At 62.0% G+C, this 16,293-nt stretch carries 14 protein-coding genes and 1 pseudogene; 8 read left to right on the plus strand and 7 right to left on the minus strand.

Annotated elements, in window-relative coordinates; all coding sequences use genetic code 11:
- Positions 1-107: 107 nt before the first annotated feature.
- Both WS54_RS32630 and WS54_RS32635 read left to right on the plus strand, forming a co-directional pair.
- Positions 108-533 (plus strand): TOBE domain-containing protein, encoded by a 426-nt coding sequence (locus WS54_RS32630; protein ID WP_059782000.1) that lies wholly within the window; start codon positions 108-110, stop codon positions 531-533.
- A 75-nt stretch (positions 534-608) separates the two neighbouring features.
- Positions 609-1,196 (plus strand): nitrogen fixation protein NifQ, encoded by a 588-nt coding sequence (locus WS54_RS32635; protein WP_059782001.1) that lies wholly within the window; start codon positions 609-611, stop codon positions 1,194-1,196.
- Between the two features lie 342 nt (positions 1,197-1,538).
- On the opposite strand, the pseudogene WS54_RS34340 reads toward WS54_RS32635, so the two are convergent.
- Positions 1,539-1,835 (minus strand): annotated as a pseudogene (locus WS54_RS34340) (EamA family transporter); the annotation flags it as partial.
- A gap of 255 nt (positions 1,836-2,090) precedes the next feature.
- Positions 2,091-2,762, minus strand: coding sequence for a ProQ/FinO family protein (locus WS54_RS32645; RefSeq protein WP_059782005.1), 672 nt, complete (start codon positions 2,760-2,762; stop codon positions 2,091-2,093).
- A 644-nt stretch (positions 2,763-3,406) separates the two neighbouring features.
- On the opposite strand from WS54_RS32645, the gene WS54_RS32650 reads away from it, so the two are divergent.
- A complete protein-coding gene (locus WS54_RS32650; protein ID WP_059782007.1) occupies positions 3,407-3,991 on the plus strand; it encodes a DUF2889 domain-containing protein in 585 nt (194 codons plus the stop codon).
- Between the two features lie 108 nt (positions 3,992-4,099).
- Here the strand turns inward: WS54_RS32650 and WS54_RS32655 are convergent, their stop codons facing one another.
- Positions 4,100-4,591, minus strand: coding sequence for a flavodoxin family protein (locus WS54_RS32655; RefSeq protein ID WP_027786281.1), 492 nt, complete (start codon positions 4,589-4,591; stop codon positions 4,100-4,102).
- A gap of 174 nt (positions 4,592-4,765) precedes the next feature.
- Positions 4,766-5,419, minus strand: coding sequence for a TetR/AcrR family transcriptional regulator (locus tag WS54_RS32660; RefSeq protein WP_059782008.1), 654 nt, complete (start codon positions 5,417-5,419; stop codon positions 4,766-4,768).
- 83 nt (positions 5,420-5,502) lie between these two features.
- Here WS54_RS32660 and WS54_RS32665 point away from each other — a divergent pair, with 83 nt between their 5' ends.
- The 4 genes from WS54_RS32665 (at position 5,503) to WS54_RS32680 (ending at position 11,064) form a co-directional block, all read left to right on the plus strand.
- Positions 5,503-6,627 carry an MBL fold metallo-hydrolase gene (locus WS54_RS32665; RefSeq protein ID WP_059782010.1) on the plus strand — a complete coding sequence of 375 codons (1,125 nt, stop codon included), beginning with the start codon at positions 5,503-5,505 and terminating at the stop codon, positions 6,625-6,627.
- Between the two features lie 127 nt (positions 6,628-6,754).
- Positions 6,755-7,771, plus strand: a complete 1,017-nt coding sequence (locus tag WS54_RS32670) for an AraC family transcriptional regulator (protein ID WP_059782012.1) — start codon at positions 6,755-6,757, stop codon at positions 7,769-7,771.
- 1,573 nt (positions 7,772-9,344) lie between these two features.
- Complete coding sequence (locus WS54_RS32675) at positions 9,345-10,040, plus strand: ParA family protein (protein WP_059782014.1); 696 nt, start codon at positions 9,345-9,347, stop codon at positions 10,038-10,040.
- Complete coding sequence (locus WS54_RS32680; RefSeq protein ID WP_059782015.1) at positions 10,033-11,064, plus strand: ParB/RepB/Spo0J family partition protein; 1,032 nt, start codon at positions 10,033-10,035, stop codon at positions 11,062-11,064. Before WS54_RS32675 ends, WS54_RS32680 begins: the two co-directional genes overlap by 8 nt.
- A gap of 93 nt (positions 11,065-11,157) precedes the next feature.
- Here the strand turns inward: WS54_RS32680 and WS54_RS32685 are convergent, their stop codons facing one another.
- On the minus strand, positions 11,158-12,474 hold the full coding sequence (locus WS54_RS32685) for a replication initiation protein (RefSeq protein WP_034208836.1): 1,317 nt from the start codon (positions 12,472-12,474) through the stop codon (positions 11,158-11,160).
- A 1,982-nt stretch (positions 12,475-14,456) separates the two neighbouring features.
- Positions 14,457-14,750 (minus strand): hypothetical protein, encoded by a 294-nt coding sequence (locus tag WS54_RS33835; RefSeq protein WP_159086718.1) that lies wholly within the window; start codon positions 14,748-14,750, stop codon positions 14,457-14,459.
- A 132-nt stretch (positions 14,751-14,882) separates the two neighbouring features.
- On the opposite strand from WS54_RS33835, the gene WS54_RS32695 reads away from it, so the two are divergent.
- Entirely contained in the window at positions 14,883-15,197 is a 315-nt protein-coding gene (locus WS54_RS32695) for a hypothetical protein (protein WP_059498804.1), read from the plus strand.
- Between the two features lie 178 nt (positions 15,198-15,375).
- Here the strand turns inward: WS54_RS32695 and gcvA are convergent, their stop codons facing one another.
- The gene (gcvA, locus tag WS54_RS32700; RefSeq protein ID WP_059782018.1) at positions 15,376-16,281 is read right to left on the minus strand and encodes a transcriptional regulator GcvA; all 906 of its coding nucleotides are present in this window, start codon (positions 16,279-16,281) and stop codon (positions 15,376-15,378) included.
- Positions 16,282-16,293 lie beyond the last annotated feature (12 nt).

The raw sequence follows: 16,293 nt of genomic DNA on the forward strand, positions 1-16,293 counted from the left end.
ACAGCCGCGACGCGCTGCGCTCCCGCTTTGACGGTACACTGGCCGATGCATTTCCATTCATCTGCCACGCGGCCGCCCCGGCCGCGGCATCCACCCGGAGAGTCATCATGCGAACCAGCGCCCGCAACCAGTTCGCCGGCCAGATCGGCGCCGTCAAACCCGGTGCCGTCAACGACGAAGTCACGCTGCGCACGCAGGACGGCCTCGAGATCGTCGCCGTGATCACCCACGGCAGCGCCGCGTCGCTGGGCCTCGCGGCCGGCACGAAGGCGTTCGCGCTCGTCAAGGCGTCGTCGGTGATCGTGATGGTCGACGTCGACAGCAGCAAGGTGTCGGCCCGCAACTGCGTCGCGGGCACCGTCGCGTCGGTCGCGAAGGGCGCGGTCAATTCGGAAGTCGTGATCAAGTCCGCAGGCGGTGCGGAGATCGTCGCGATCGTCACCAACGACAGCGTCGATCGTCTCGGCCTCGCGAGCGGCACCGCCGCATCGGCGGTCTTCAAGGCATCGAGCGTGATCGTCGGCGTCGAATGATCGCGTGACGAACGCGATGGCGAATCATCGTGCGCCGCGTAGAAGTGCTAACGGACTCTTGCCCGGAGACTGACGATGACCGCTTCGGCCGATCGCATGCATGAACGGGTGTTGCAGTCGTTGCAATCGGCAGCGACCAACGTCGATGTGCCCGACGCGCAGTTGTTCGGTGCACTCGTCGCGGCACGCGCGGGTCGCAACGAACTCTCGCTGCTGGGCTTGTCCGCCGGCCAGTTCGCCGGCCTGCTGGCCCGGCAGTTTCCGCATCTGCGATCGATCGATACCGCCGCGCTCGCGCCGACGGTCGCGCCGCCACTGTTGCCGGACGCCCACTCGGCATTCGTCGCGACGCTGCACGCACGGCTGATGGCCGACGCGAATCCTGCCGTCGCCCGCGACGATGCCGACTGCCTCGCGTCGATCGTCGCGCATGCATGCCTGCGCCCCGATCATTTGTGGCGCGACCTCGGGCTCGATGGGCGCGATGCCGTATCCGCGATGCTCGAGCGCTTTTTCCCGGCGCTCGCCGCGCGCAACGTCGCTCATCTGCGCTGGAAGAAGTTCCTTGCGCAGGAAGTGGCCGCGTCGCTCGGCGTGCCGCCCGGGCCCGCACCCGGATGCCCGGGTTGCGAGGATTTCGGTTTCTGTTTTCGTCGAGCGTGATGGTCGTCGCGGCGACGTGCGTGCCGATGTCTGTTGCGTCGCATCGTCAGCCGGGACCCGTCGTGATGCGACTTCGACGCCACATTGCGCTTTCGCGAACCCGCAGACCGCCGATATTCGCGCAACGACGACCGGATGTTCGTCAAACGCGCAGACCGGTTGTCGGAGTTGGTCCCGCACCTCCAACGCGATCCGGCGACGAGCGGCGTCCAGTGCACGAAGCCCGCATCTGCCTCGACGACGTGACGGCAATCCGCATGCCGGGACCGACGTTCGGCTGTGTGCGTTCCCATGAATGGTCACCTTGAAATGCGCAGCGTCCATCGCTGACGACACAGTCAGTTGTCGATGCCGGTGATGAATGTCAGGAAAATGCGCGTGGCTGTGCGTGATCGGCAGATGCACGTGCGAATGCGAGTGCGGTTCATCGCCGTCATACGGAAAGTCGCGTGCGTGCTGATGAGGGTCGTCGTGCCGATGCCGATGCTCGAGCCGCTCGTGCGCATGCGTGTGTTCGTGCCGTTCGCGCACATGCAGCCAGATACCGAGCGCCATCAGCGCGGCCGCGATCCAGCACGTCGCGGGTAGCAGCGCGGGCAAGGTCAGCAGCGACAGCACGACCCCGAACAACGGGGCGACGTGCCGAATAATTAGCGATGCATATTATTTCGCAATCTAAACGTCGCGCGCACCAACGTCGATCGATGAACGTCAGTCGTCCGGTTGCGTTGTCTGTTCGACGAGGGAGGTAAGGGAGATGAGGTACCGGCAGGTTTTACGGCGGAGGAGGCAGTCCCGACCTGCCTCTGTCGAGGCAGGTCGGTCTGTCGTGTCATGCACTGCATGCGACTTGCATGCGGGGAAGCACCGTAGGGTCGACGCGCGTCGTGCGAATTACTCGTTGCCGGCCGCTTGTTGTTCGACCTGCGGCGCGGCGTCGGCCTGGACCTTCGCTTCAGCTTCGGCTGGCGCCGATTGCGGCGCGGCAGCGGCCTCGGCCTGCTGCTCGGCCTTCGGCTGCTGCGGCGCCCCCTTGGCCGATTGTGCCGCGCCCTTGCCGGGGCGACGCGCCTTCAGGCGGCGCGCACGCGCCGCGTCGTCGTGCGTCACGCGTCCGGCTTCGTTGCCCTGCAGGTCGACGCGCACCGCGTCTTCGACGAGGCAGGACCAGTAGCGGTTGCCGCGGCACCACGTCGACATTGCTTCGCGCAGTTCGGCTTCGTTGAGGCCGACCGCCTGCGCTTCGCGTGCGAGATCGTCCCAGATGCCGACCTTGAGCGGCACTTTGGGGGCCGGATTCTTCGGGAACGCGCGCGGAAACTTCCGCTGCAGTTTGCCGATTGCGACGATGACCGGATCGACCGGCGCCGACGGCTTCGCCGAAGCAGGCTTCGCCCGGTGCTGCGCCTTCGCGCCGGCAGCCGGCTTGGCGCCGCGGGACGGCTGGTCGCCGGATTTCGGCTTCGCGCCGGCGTCCGTCGGCGCAGCCGGCCGCTTCGCGTTGCGCTCCTGCTTGGCCTTCGCCGCGAGCTGCGCCCGCAATTCGGCAAGTTGTTCAAAACCCATAAATTCAATCCACCAGGAATATAAGGTGTGGTTCGCGCGGCCGTGCCGTGGGGCACGAAAGCGTCGCCGCCATGCGTGCGGCCGGCCTGCCGCCGGTGCGGAATACTACGGGGCCGCATCGTGCACGCCACTCTGTTTTCAGGCACCCGGCCTCGATGCCGGACAAGACAGGATTGGAAGTATACCGGTACGCGGGACGGCCGGTTGACTCGCCGGTCTGCATTTACCCGATCCGCGACGCCGAAAATGCGTCCGCGCGGTCGTGTTGCGCATTATATGGATACGTTTCCGGATGTCACGCCATTCGCGGCCGCTACCGGAAATGGGGCTGTGTGCGCACCCGGTCCGCAATCTTCCGCACGGCTACCGACGAACAGTGTCGTGCCGCATCCGCGACGTGTTGCGTGGCCCCCGACGTCGCGCAACACGCCCGCCCGACCGTCGTTTGCGCCGGCATCGGTTCCCGACTCGTTGCGTCCGCATCGATCTCGCCGCGGACGAAGATATCCGAAAGTGCGTAGTATGGCCGAATCGAGTTCGTTGGCAGCATGTCCCCGCAGCTTTTCGCCGCGCGCCCGATCGGCCGTCCGTGCGCGATCCCGTTGCCTGCGAAAAGACCCGGTTACTCACGATGGAGCGGATGCATGGTTTACCAAGACGACACCCCGCACGACGACGTCACGCGCGAGGAGATTCACCATCGGCAGATCGACATGCGCGGCTATCGACGCAGCGATGGCCTGTTCGAAGTGACGGCCTGCCTCGCGGACCGCAAGACCAGCGATTTCACGCCACCCGGCGGCACGCGGACGGTCGCCGCGCTGACGCCGCTCCACGATCTCGGCGTGACACTGGTCTTCGACATCGACATGGTCGTGCGCGCCGTATCCACGTTCATCCGTTCGCATCCGTATGCGCAGTGTCCGGGCGGCGGCGACTCGCTGCAGGCGCTCGTCGGATTGAACATCGGCGCCGGCTGGAACAGCGAGGTTCGCAAACGCCTGCCGTCCTGCGATACGTGCACGCACCTGAAGGAATTGCTCGGCCCGATCGCCACGACGGCCTATCAAACGATGGTCGGCATGCGGCGATCGTCGCTCGATTACCGCGACGGCGACGGCAAGCCGCTCAAGATCGACAGTTGCTACGCATACGGCGCATCGCGCGATCTCGTGAAGCGTCTTTGGCCCGAATATCACCAGCCTCCGGCGACGGCAAAGAGCAGCTAGCGCGCCGGCATTCGGCCGGTTCGGCGTTTGCGGAATGAATGGCATCGAGCGAACGGCCGCAGAGTTTGGCTTCGTCGATTCGGCGCAGCGGCGCCGCCGCAGCCGTCATCAGAAAACACCTAGCGCCAGCCCGGCGGCAAGCCCTGCACCCAGTTCGGCGCAACGCGCGAGCGCGTCGCGGTCGATCGTCTTCGTCGCGAGAATCCGCTCCGGCGTCTGGGCATGCGTGCAGACGATCAGGCCGGGCGCGACGTTCTTGAGCCGCCATCCGGTCGCGATCCGGTCGATCTGGCGCAATGCATTCTGTCCGTCGCTTCCCGCGCAGATCATCGCCGCATACGGACGGCCGTTCACGCGATCGAGCGCCGCGTAGTAGCAGCGATCGAAGAAATCCTTCATCAGCCCCGACATCGCCGCAAGATTCTCCGGCGTCGCGAACAGGTATGCGTCGGCGGCCAGCACGTCGTCCGCGCTCGTCGCGTCCGCGCGCTGCAGCCTGACGTCGACGCCGGGCTGCTCGCGAGCCGCGCCGGCAGCCGCTTCGGCCATCTGCTGCGTGCCTCCGGTCATCGTGTGATAGACGATCAACAGCGTCTTCATGGATAGTTGCTCGCAATCGGCTTCGGATGCGCCGACGGTATCGTCGAGTTTGGCTCGATGGCCGGTCGGCACGGGTGGGCGCCATTTTTCGGTCGTTTTCCCCCGGATCGGCCGGCTTCGTGCATTGCAACGATTTCGATTGGCCCGCGCTTGCGGATGCTTCCGGCCGCGCATTCAGTCCTGCATGCGATGCGATGCTGTGCCGTCGTCCGGTCGCGCGTAGTACGCGAGGAACATGTCGGCGGCCGATTCCGCCACTTTCTGCTGTTCCTGCGCCGTCAACGGCGGCTGGCCCATCGTGATCTGCGGCCAGAACGCGAATGCCTTCACGGCCCCATGCAATTGATGCGCGGCGAACACCGGATCGGCGACCGACAGACGACCGGCGGCCGCAGCCGCACGCACCCAGATCGTGACGTCTTCCTCGCGCTCGCCGAGGCGTTCGACCATGTCGCGCGCGCGCTCCGGCGAATGGATGGCCGCGCCGATCGCGACACGCGCCAGCGCGATGAACGCCTCGTCGTTCATCAACCGCAATTTGCGGTCGAGCAGCGCGAGCAGTTGCTCGCGCAGCGGCACGTCGGCGCGATAGGTCGGCGAGTTGCCGGTCCGCGTCGCATCCCACAGCTTGTTCAGGATCGCGGCGAACAGCGTCTCCTTGCCCGGGAAGTGGTTGTAGACGGTGCGCTTCGACACGTCCGCGCGCGCAGCGATGCGATCCATGCTCGTCGCATCATAGCCCGCCGCAAGAAATTCCTCGATCGCCGCGTCGACGATGGCCGCGCGCTTTCGGTCGGTCAGACGCTGAGGGGGAGTGCTGTTATCCATTCGGAAATTTTACACTGGGCAGTTTACTTATCCCAAAAATAAACTACACTGTTTAGTGTACTTTATTCTCCGGATGATCCGACATGGCATCGCCTCTCGTTATGATTCACCGCATCCTGGGGTTCGCGGCAGCCCGACGTGGCCGGACGCTGTCCGGCAGTTCGCCGCAGCACAATGGCGAGCGCTTTGCCAATGTCGCCCCGCGACCCGCGGAAGGATTGGGGAAGACGTTGAGAATCGCATGGAACATGCTGATCAACAAGCCGCGTCATACCGTGCCCGCCGGTGCGTTGCCCGTCGATTCGCTGACCCGCGCGGAACTCGACGCGGCGCCCGATTGCAGCCTGTACCGGCTCGGCCATTCGACGCTGTTGCTGAAATTGCGCGGCGAATTCTGGCTGACCGATCCGGTCTTTGCCGAGCGCGCGTCGCCGTTTCGGCGCATCGGCCCCAAGCGCTTTCATGCGCCGCCGATCGCGTTGGAAGATCTTCCGCCGCTGCGTGGCGTGATCCTGTCGCACGATCATTACGATCACCTCGACCGCGACACGGTGCTCGCGCTCGCCGCCACCACGGGCGTGTTCGTGACGACGCTGGGCGTCGGCGATCGGCTGATCGAATGGGGTATCGACGCGAACAAGGTCCGCCAGCTCGACTGGTGGCAAAGCATGGACGTGGCCGGGCTGACGCTGACGGCGACGCCGGCGCAGCACTTCTCGGGCCGTAGCCTGTTCGACGGCAACAGTACGCTGTGGGCGTCGTGGGTGATCGTCGACGACGACCTGCGTCTGTTCTTCAGCGGCGATACGGGTTATTTCGACGGCTTCCGGGAGATCGGCGAACGCCTCGGGCCATTCGACGTCACGCTGATCGAAACAGGCGCCTATGATGCGCAATGGCCGTACGTGCACATGCAGCCGGAAGAAACCATGCAGGCGCACATCGATTTGCGCGGACGCTGGCTGATCCCGATCCACAACGGCACGTTCGACCTCGCCATGCATCGGTGGCAGGAGCCGTTCGAGCGTGTGACGGCGTTGGCGCTCGTGCGCGGCATCGAGCTGTCGACACCGAGGATGGGCGAACGCGTCGATCTCGGCGCACCGCATCGTGGTGAGCGCTGGTGGCGCACGGTCGACGAGCGCGCGGCAGCGCCGGCGACGAAATCGCGACGCTGGCAGCTTTGCGCATCGCAGGCAACGAAGTAGCCCGCCGGTCGCGGCACGTGCCTCCCGAGTAGATGGCGGCGCCACGATTCCGGGTGGTGCACGCGTTGCCGGCCTCGCCGCACGTCGGCGGGCTGTCTGTCGATCCGATTACCCGAGTAGAGAAGGCATGCATCCGGTACCCGTCCAATACATACCCGGCCAACGAGACGAGGATGTCGGCATCGCGACATTCGATCACGCAGGCCACCGTCCGACCCGCCGCAGCCGCGAGAAAGAGCTGCGACAGACGCTCGCGGAGCGCGTCGCGAAATGGACCGAAGGCGTCGATCACCTCGATACGGCCATTCCCAACCTGAGCTTTCATCGAAGGGAAGCGCCAACGCTGCCGATGGAATGCATGGTCGAACCGAGCTTCGGCCTCGTCGTTCAGGGCGCGAAGCGAGTCATGCAGAGCGGAGACGCCTATATTTACGACGCCGACCGCTTTCTGATCACGTCCCTCGATCTGCCCGGTTCGACGCAGATCATCGAGGCCAGCTCCGACAAACCGTTTCTCGGGCTGGGTCTCAAGCTCGATTTCCGCGTCATGGCCGAGTTGATGATGCAAGTCGCACCGGATCACGACGATACGCCTGCAGGCCGCGGACTCGTCGTCGGCGACATGACCGAACCGCTGTACGACGCGCTGAACCGGTTACTCGCGTTGCTGGACGACCCGAACGCCATTCCCGTTCTCGCACCGTACGTCGAGCGGGAAATTTACTATCGGCTGCTGACGAGCGACCAGGGCGCGCGGCTACGCCAGATTGCGTCCACCGGCAGTCAGTGCAATCGCGTGTCACGCGCGATCCGGTGGTTGCGCGCTCACTATGACGAGTCGTTGCGCGTCGATGATCTCGCGGCGCAGGTTCAGATGAGCAGTTCGACCTTCCATCACCACTTCCGTCAGCTCACCGGCATGAGTCCGTTGCAGTATCAGAAATGGATACGGCTCAACGAGGCACGTCGGCTGATGCTGGCTGAGCGGCTCGACGCTGCGTCGGCGGCCTTCCGCGTCGGGTATGCGAGCCCAACCCAGTTCAATCGGGAATATAGCCGGCTGTTCGGCAATTCCCCGCGAAGGGATATCGATAGCCTGCGAGGGGGCGCGGACGTCGCGCTATCGATCGTGGCGAGTTATTGATCGCGCTGGGCGACGGGGAAGATGTGCCGGCATTGGACGGGGCCGCGAAGTTGGGATCGGCTTCTCGCATGTGGGGTCAAGCGGACATACTCGTCGTCCGAAGATTACGGTGCACGGGCCGCGCTCCGGATTCCTTCCCCTCCGGCCTGAGCGTCTTCTCGCGATGCTCTGAGATTCCAGGAATCGGGTACCAACATATGCGTTGTCACGTGACAACTGGCGCTAAATATAGGCGCACGTGGCGCCGAATTGGCGGCTCGACGCGACTCAGCGGAGCCTCGGCCTTCCGGCACATCGACAACTTTCTGCGGCGTCTGTCGAGAAATGTATCAAAAACCACAAATCACGTATCGATAAGAACAAATCCGCACGCGATCTCACCAACTTTCTCCGTCGGTGCGCTGAAATAGCATACGCCCCCATTTCCAGGCGCCGTAGCGCTCATTTTGCGTGAAACAACATGAAGAATGTGGCGCAAGCCATTGCCGTACAAGGATTTCTGGCGGACTGCAATTTTCAGAGAATGTTTCACGACCCGGCCCGTTTGGGTTGTCCCGCCGATCTGACACACTGATTCGGCGCCAATTGCAGCCTATATGCGCGGCAATCTCGACACTTTGCAGTCCTCGGGCGCAGAGCACCACTGCCTGTAACGAAGCTATCCCCTGCCCTACCGATCGGCGCCTGTGACAACGCCCACTCCCTTTCACTAAATAGGGACACATCATCGCCATTGCGATATCCCGTTTGAAGCATGCCACGACAATCGCCCCCGGTATTGTTTCAGAACGCGAGCGCACGCGCGACGATAGAGGAGTCAAACGTCCGGTCTTGTCCGGATCTCGCTAAGCCAGAGGTCGATTGCGCGTCGCTTCATATTTGCCTCCCGCTGTGTGAGCTTCCAAACATCGGCTCCTGTTGTCACGTGACAACTCGCCGATTCACTGACGGGCTCGGCGGACCTAAAGCGATCGACGACAGCTTTTTCTGAGCATATGCCTGTTGCATAGTGAAGATCGGCCCAGCCGCGACAACTCCTTTGAGGATCGCGAAGTAGCGCCGAGAGGGTGCGGGTGGCTGCGTTTGTCACGTGACAACTCATCTCGTTGCCGGATAAGCATATGCGGTCATGGGCTGCGCACTAGGACTGGGACAAAGCGATTTCTCCCCGTTCGAGTCGCAATTGCATCGAAGATTCCTCGAGACGTATGTCCTTGGAGGAAGCCGGTGTTCAGCGGCTTGTCACGTGACAACTATTCACACTCTCGACAACATCAAGGGCTCGGATCCGTATCGAGCCGCGGATGAAATCAACGCACGATGAGGCACCAAGTACTCGTGCAATGTTTTCACTATCAATGTCGAAGAAAGTTGTATTCCTCCAACTTATGTTTTTCTCAATCATGATCGAGCGCCTTTATCACGCCATTGCTTACGAATAGCGTCTTGGCCATCTGGCCTATTTGTCACGTAACAACCACAACGACCAATAAAACGTCCGCGATCTCGAGTACTTTTCTGGACATTTCATGAATAACTACATATATTACGCAAAACTCCGTGGAGAAATTCAATGGCTTTCAAGATCGCCGTCAGTAATCAAAAAGGTGGAACTGGAAAGACGACCATCTCCGTCAATATCGCGGCTGCGTTCGAAGCCGGCGGCAACAAGGTCGCGCTGATCGATGCCGACCCCCAAGGCACTTCTGTCCGTTGGGTCACGAGTGGCGAGAACACACTCCCGATGACGGTCCTGTCGCTGGCGCCCGCCGGTCGCGGCATCGGCGGCGAGATCAAGAAGCAGGACGCAAATTTCGACGTGATCGTCGTCGACTGCCCCGGCAACCTCGAAGATCCGCGTATTGCATCCGTCCTCGAAGTGGCGGACTTCTGCCTCGTGCCACTTTCGCCGTCGCCGGCCGATCTGTACAGCACCGTCGCGATGATCCGCATGATCGAGTCAATGCGCGCCGTTCGAAATCCTCAACTTTCTTCCGCATTAATGCTGAATAGCGTCAATGGAAGAACTAAAATGCGTGAAGAAATTTTAAAAATTCTAAGAGCTGAAGAAATAGGGGAGCATCTGCTCGATAGCCAGATCGCGCAACGCGAGGTCTATCGTCAGACGTTCGCACTCGGCACCACGATCCATCACCACAATCGATATCTGAAGGGCCTGAAGGAAGCCCGTGCGGAAATCGAAAAGCTGGTCACGGAAATGGCCCAATACATCGCGTCGACGCGCGCTACCGGAGCTGCCCATGGCTAAGGACACCTCGAAAGACAAGAAGCCGGCCGGCAACCTGCATCTGGCAGCCGGCCTGTTGCGCGGGCTCGCGCAGGAAAATGCGGCGCTTGAGACGCGGCTGCCCGAACCGGCGGCCGCATCGGCTGCCGTCGTCGAAGCGACGCCCGCCAGTGCCCCGGCAGCAACCGCGCCCGCCGATACGCCCGATCTGGGCGCGCCGCAGAAGGTGCTGGTCAAGGACTGCATCCCGAACCCTTTCAACCCGCGCGTGTTCTACTCGGAATCGAGCCTGCACGAGCTCGCACTGACGTTGAAACGGGAAGGGCAGATCGAGCCGATCAAGGTTACGCGGCTCCCCGAATTTCCCGGCAAGCTCGTCGTGATCGACGGGCAACGCCGGCTGCGTGCGACGAGCATCAACGGCGACGAAACGATCAATGCGACGTTCCGCACGGATCACACGCCCGAGCAGCTCTATACGATCGCGTATCGGGCAAACCACGACCACGAACGCCAGACGATCTTCGACGATGCGGTCGCGTGGAAACGCCTCCTGGACGAAAAAGTCTTTGCCGACCAGAACACGCTGGCGGAGAAAATCGGCAAGGACAAGGCATCGATCAGCAAGACGCTGTCGCTGAATGCGTTGCCGAACACGCTGCTGGAGCGGATGGCCAGTGCGAGCGACGTGGTCGGTCTGCAGGCCGCGTACTTCCTGAAGCTGATCTTCGAACGTCTGGGCGAGCCGACGGCCGACCGGCTGCTGACGGCCGTGATCGACCGGAAGAAATCCGTCCGCGATCTCGAGAATTTCCTGCGGACGCAGAGCGACGGCGCCAAGAAAGCCGGACGCACGCGCTACAGCGTTCGCCATGACTTCGCGCTCGAATCGCGCGCGATCGGCCAGTTGAAGACTTATCCGGACGGGCGTCTGGACCTGCAACTCAAGGGAGTCGACGCATCCCACCAGGAAGCGCTTGCCGACAAGCTCAAGACCGTCATCGACGCGTACGTCGCCGATCTGGCGACGGCCACGTCGAAGTAACGCGCCACCGGCACAAGGCCTCGCCTCCGCGCGGCGCCGCGAAGCCGAACCGCACGACGGCTCGGCACACGGCGCACGACAGCGAGGCCTCGCTCAGTTGCCTGCGAGGCTGCTTTTGAGCAGGAATTCCAGCAGGTCGTCCGAGGTCGGCTCCCCCCAGGTGTCGAGCGCCAGCCATCGGAAGAAGCTGGTCTGCGCCAGCTTGCTCGCCTTCTTTTTCGGCGACAACGTCAAGTCCTTCGAACCCGCCACCGTCTCGTTGTAACGCTCGATCAGCTTGGTCTGGTCGTCGATCTCCAGTTCGCGGAAATACGCGCCGGCTTCCTCGACCTTCGCCGCCAGATACTTGTCGCGAATCTGTTCCTGCTTGCTCTGCGCGGATTCCTTCGCCGGCGCGACCGTTTCGGTTCCCTGCCCGTCGGCCAGCGTGTAACCGTGCGTCAAGGCCTTGCGGAAATACGCGGCCACGTTGTCGACGGGCGCCGCATTCTTCTTCGTAGTCCGATTGAGCGTATAGGCGATCGCCGCCTTGATGCGCTGCACGCCGTATTGCGTGATCAGCCGGCGCGCTTCCGAGCGCGGAATACCGAACTTCGCGACCTCGTCGACCAGCGCTTCGTTCTTGACGTCGCCGTCTTCGACCGTATCGGTGCTCTCCTTGCGTGTCACCTTGAACTGCACTGCTTCCACGCTGCGGCCGGATTTGTGTTCGATCAGCTCGAGCGTGTGGTCCGATACTTCGTTCACCTCCTGGATGCACGGCACCAGGACCTTGCTCTTGAACAGCTTGTATTCCTTGTACGACTGCGATGCCTTGTCCTGGCCGAGAATGAGGTCGCGGAATTTCGGCAGCGGAATCTTCGCGGTGATGCCGATCCCTTCGTAGCGCACGGTGTTTTCCCACAGCGCGAGCGAGTGCGACCGCCGGAACTCGCGAGCGATTCGCATATCGATCAACGCGTAGATTTCGGGATTGAGCAGCTCGCTGCGGATCTGGTCGGAGAAGCTGTACTTCAGCACCGATTGCTCGAGTTCCGCGCCGGCAAGCAGGCCCGACGCTTTCCAGACCGTCGAACGGTCCGCGGCCAGGTAGTCCCAGTTGACGACGGTACTGATCAACGAGTTGACCGTGTCCTTCACGTACTTCGTGTTGTTGCTGTTCAATCCGCTCTCGTGCGACAGCGACGCGATCGAGATCGAGAAGCTCGTCCGGCCCGGTTCGAACGCCTCCTGCCGAAGCGCGTTCTTGATCAACGAGCTGAACATCTTGCGCTGCTGCAGACCGATCTTTCCCGACTTCGGCGCGATATGAATCGCCTGGACCGCCTTGCGCAGCAAGTCGGGAGGCTCGGGTGTCTGAAACAGCGAAACCTGTTTATCTGAGCCTTTGCTTGCGGGCTTGCGCGGCATCGTGGTGTCCGGGTAAGGTTGCCTTATTGAAATCGGACTTTATACCTTTTCGTGCCGCGGAGCAACGCCCTTATTCCAGAATCACATTCAATATCTCGCCTAACCGACTGATACAGAAGGGAAAATTGATATTGTTATGTTTGTGCGGGACCCCATATCCGTCTACCTTTCGATCAAAAAGCCTCCCAAAAGTCGCTACCTTTCCCGGGTGGACGGAAAAACCCGGCACAAGATTTGCCACCGCAAAGGTACCCGTCCATGGGGGAAACGGGCGAAATCGATAGCGCCGGGTGGATGCGTGATGCCCCGCAACATGACCGCGGTTTCTCCCATAACTTGCTACCTTCATCGATTCCCATAGGAGGGTACCTGTCACTACCGTCGACGGTATTGCTTTCTATCCCGACGGTAGAAATCGCTCCCATAAACGGCAACCATTCATTTTTCCCATAAAAGGTAACCTGTCTGCGGTCCTGGTCCTGTCTATGGGAATGCTTCACGGGGCCATCGAGCAAAAGGCAGCGAACGGATTGAGAACGTATCCCATGAATGGGTACCTTCGAGATCTCCCATAACGAGCTACCTGACGAAAATCGCTGTGGAAACATCGGACTGCCGATCGAGAAATGCATCCCAGAAAAGGCTACCTTCGTGTGTTCCCATAGATGGCTACCCAGCTCGATCTACGGTCGATTTCCCATAACCGGATACGTTCGCCCCATATCCACAACCCTGATTCCCCACAACCTGGTACCCCAAACCCCAAATCCACAGACCTGAAACCCCACACCCTGCCACCTGTGCTCCCATAAATGGGTACCGAACACCGCTCAAACCCTTACCAGACAAGGATGTGAGCCGTCTAAAAGTAGTTAAAGAAGTAAACGTGGTTTACCAAAGATGTAAACACACGTGTGCTTGCACAGAAAGACGAACCCCATAAACCGCTACCAATGGGAGCCGTCTGTGGGACACCAGCCGCCCAGCCCGGCCGCCTCAGGCTGACTTGCCTCTATTTGAAGCCCTGTTCCTGGAGAACGCCTTGCCTGACAAGGCATCCCCGAGAGGTGAGTGCCTACTCACAAGCTCCCAAACGTAGAAACTTATGGGAGGAAATCCCCCGATTCGGCATAGAGGTTCCCGTCTATGGGACCCGAAATCCTGCTCCTGGCCGGCTCGGTACCCTGTGATTGACCCGCGGAACGGATCCCGTCACTTTCCTTCACGGCAGTTCGAAATCATCCTGGACTGCCTGCGAGAAGTCTTTTGTACTCGCGCAGCCTCGTCTGTAGACAAGTTTTTGTCGATCGCCTGTGACGTCGCTCGCCAGATTTAGCCTGTGAACTGTGCCCAGAGGCATCCGGGCCGAACTGTTCGTCATCCCCGCGTCCCGTCCGTTTTCTACCTTTGGAAGCCCCCGGGAAGTCATGCCGAACCCGTCACGGGCAACGAGAGGACCTGGACCCCGCAGGAAAACGGGCTCGGACCGAGATGCCACCGCATCGAGGTCCGGGGCCGGACGATCGTGGCGAGCCAACGTGAAGATGCCGGCGGTACCGAAGCTCACCGCAATCGACTTCCACGATGCTCCCGAACATGCTCACCTTTAAAAAACCGGACTCCCGGAAAAGCTCACCGATCGGGCTGAGCACAGGTATCAGCAAGCGGTGTAGATTGCCGCTCCGTTCATATAAGGAATCGTCGATCCGAGCGACAAGAAACGATCGGTATCCCTGTGTGACGCCTGATGCGTCGACAAGCACGGTCGCATGGGCGAACAGACTTTCGCAGCCATGTGCGCATCCGTCAGACGAGCGCTGCTCGTTCATGTCGGTTTCGGCTCGTTCGCGTAATCGATCATGCGACGTCTTCACCGCTTGCACAGCCCCCGCCATTTTTCGTCGGACCTTGCCAGTCGACAACAAGCCGCGCCTCCACGGCTAGCCTTCTGCATTGCAAGGCGGCAAGGATTGCCGGACGAATCACCGCGCGCCGCAATGACGCAACGTAACCGTGATCGCCGACCACGCGAATCGTGGTCGTTTATGGGAGGAACCGTCGTTCGAGCCGCGTCGAACGATGACGCGACGCACGGATCGACTACTGTGCGGCGATCGTGCCAGCACGACGATAGTCACGTCGCACATCGCCGTATCGATATCACCACCAGTGAAACAACCGCCGACGCCGTGCGTCGTCGCGTATCCAACGATCCCCGTCATCGAACGCACGAACCACGGCGTCTCCCATACGTGTATCCCCAGTTCCGTCAGCACGTTGGCGCCACATTTTTTGCGACACGGTTATGATGCTCTGGTCCTGATCGCGACATGACGACCGGTCAGGGCAGGGGCGGTATCTCGATGGTTTTTCAAACCGTGATGGTCATCAAAAAAGAGAGTTCAGCGATGCGAATCCAGATCAGAAAACTCACGCTGGCTGCGACTGCGGCCGCTTTCCTGTTCGGCTCGGCCGTTCCGGCGTTTGCGCAGACCGACGCCGCCAGCGCACCGGCTGCGCAGGACGCCAAGGCCGCGAAGAGCGAAGCGCGCAAGGCGGCCAGGGCCAAACGCAAGGCCGAGCACAAGGCTGCGCGTGCGAAGAACACCGCCGAACTGAAGAAACTCGAAGACGCCGGTTACAAGCCGGCGGCCAATGATCCGAACTATCCGCAGAATCTGCAAAACGCGGAAAAGAAGGCCGGCGCCGCAGCAAGCCAGTAAGTCAGTAAGTCAGTAAGTCAGTAAGCGTCGGCAGGCGGCAAGCCACGGTTCGATCCGCGGCTTGCCGCGTGCGTCGCGATCATGCGTGCACGCATGACAATGCATGTTCCACACGCTTACGCGATTCGATTCGGAATCCTGCATATTATGAAGAGGCACGAAACGCATGCAGCGGCGGTCAGCGCCGCCCACCCGACGCAGTTCCGTTTCCCCTTGCCTTCAACCAGTCCTTGAACGCGCGTACGGCGTCGTCGTCCGCCCGCGCCGACGCCACATACGTGAAGTAGCGCCACGGCGGCAGCGCCGGTTCGCTGAACGGCTGAACGAGGCGGCCTTCGGCGATGTCGTCGGCCACGAGCGCGATCGGCCCCATTGCGACGCCGAGACCGTCGAGCGCGCCTTGCAACGTCAGGTAGAAATGCTCGAGCGTGAGCGAGTGCCGCGGAACGAGATTCGGGTGCCCGGCCGCGGCGAGCCATTCCGGCCACATGCCCGGATAGGTTGCCGCGTGCAGCAGCGTGAAGCCCGCGAGATCGGCGGGCGTATCCAGCGCCCGGCCCTCCAGCAACTTCGGCGCACACACCGGCAGACGGACTTCGGACAGGAATTCTTCCGCGACGTATCCATCGATGGCCTGCGGGCCGCCGCGAACGATCAGGTCGACCTTGTCGCGCAGCTTTTCGATCGGCTCGTTCGACGTCGACAGCCGCACCTCGATGGCCGGATGCGCAACCTGGAACGACGACAGCTTGGGGACGAGCCAGCGCAGCGAGAACGTCGCGGGCGCGCTCACACGCAGTACGCGCTGCTGTGCGCGGCCGAAGTGCTGCGCGGTGGCGAGTGCGATCCGGTCGAACGAAGCGCCGACCTCGGCGAGGTACGCGCGGCCGGCCGCGGTCAGTTCGACGCGCCGGTTGTGGCGTTCGAACAGCGGCCGGCCGAGCCATGCTTCCAGTTGCTGCACATGCCGGCTGATCGCGCCGTGCGTGACGCACAGCTCGTCGGCGGCCAGCGTGAAGCTGCCGAGCCGCGCGGCGGCTTCGAACGCACGCAGCGAATTCAACGGAGGGAGTCGTCGGGCCATTGCATCGGCTCG

Source organism: Burkholderia sp. NRF60-BP8, from assembly GCF_001522585.2.
Lineage (GTDB): Bacteria > Pseudomonadota > Gammaproteobacteria > Burkholderiales > Burkholderiaceae > Burkholderia.

What these genes read in the sequence shown, in the direction of transcription:
- WS54_RS32630 (WP_059782000.1), top strand. Translation starts at nt 108, where the DNA reads ATGCGAACCAGCGCCCGCAACCAGTTCGCCGGCCAGATCGGCGCCGTC.
- WS54_RS32635 (WP_059782001.1), top strand. Translation starts at nt 609, where the DNA reads ATGACCGCTTCGGCCGATCGCATGCATGAACGGGTGTTGCAGTCGTTG.
- WS54_RS32645 (WP_059782005.1), bottom strand. Translation starts at nt 2,762, where the DNA reads ATGGGTTTTGAACAACTTGCCGAATTGCGGGCGCAGCTCGCGGCGAAG.
- WS54_RS32650 (WP_059782007.1), top strand. Translation starts at nt 3,407, where the DNA reads ATGGTTTACCAAGACGACACCCCGCACGACGACGTCACGCGCGAGGAG.
- WS54_RS32655 (WP_027786281.1), bottom strand. Translation starts at nt 4,591, where the DNA reads ATGAAGACGCTGTTGATCGTCTATCACACGATGACCGGAGGCACGCAG.
- WS54_RS32660 (WP_059782008.1), bottom strand. Translation starts at nt 5,419, where the DNA reads ATGGATAACAGCACTCCCCCTCAGCGTCTGACCGACCGAAAGCGCGCG.
- WS54_RS32665 (WP_059782010.1), top strand. Translation starts at nt 5,503, where the DNA reads ATGGCATCGCCTCTCGTTATGATTCACCGCATCCTGGGGTTCGCGGCA.
- WS54_RS32670 (WP_059782012.1), top strand. Translation starts at nt 6,755, where the DNA reads ATGCATCCGGTACCCGTCCAATACATACCCGGCCAACGAGACGAGGAT.
- WS54_RS32675 (WP_059782014.1), top strand. Translation starts at nt 9,345, where the DNA reads ATGGCTTTCAAGATCGCCGTCAGTAATCAAAAAGGTGGAACTGGAAAG.
- WS54_RS32680 (WP_059782015.1), top strand. Translation starts at nt 10,033, where the DNA reads ATGGCTAAGGACACCTCGAAAGACAAGAAGCCGGCCGGCAACCTGCAT.
- WS54_RS32685 (WP_034208836.1), bottom strand. Translation starts at nt 12,474, where the DNA reads ATGCCGCGCAAGCCCGCAAGCAAAGGCTCAGATAAACAGGTTTCGCTG.
- WS54_RS32695 (WP_059498804.1), top strand. Translation starts at nt 14,883, where the DNA reads ATGCGAATCCAGATCAGAAAACTCACGCTGGCTGCGACTGCGGCCGCT.
- gcvA (WP_059782018.1), bottom strand. Translation starts at nt 16,281, where the DNA reads ATGGCCCGACGACTCCCTCCGTTGAATTCGCTGCGTGCGTTCGAAGCC.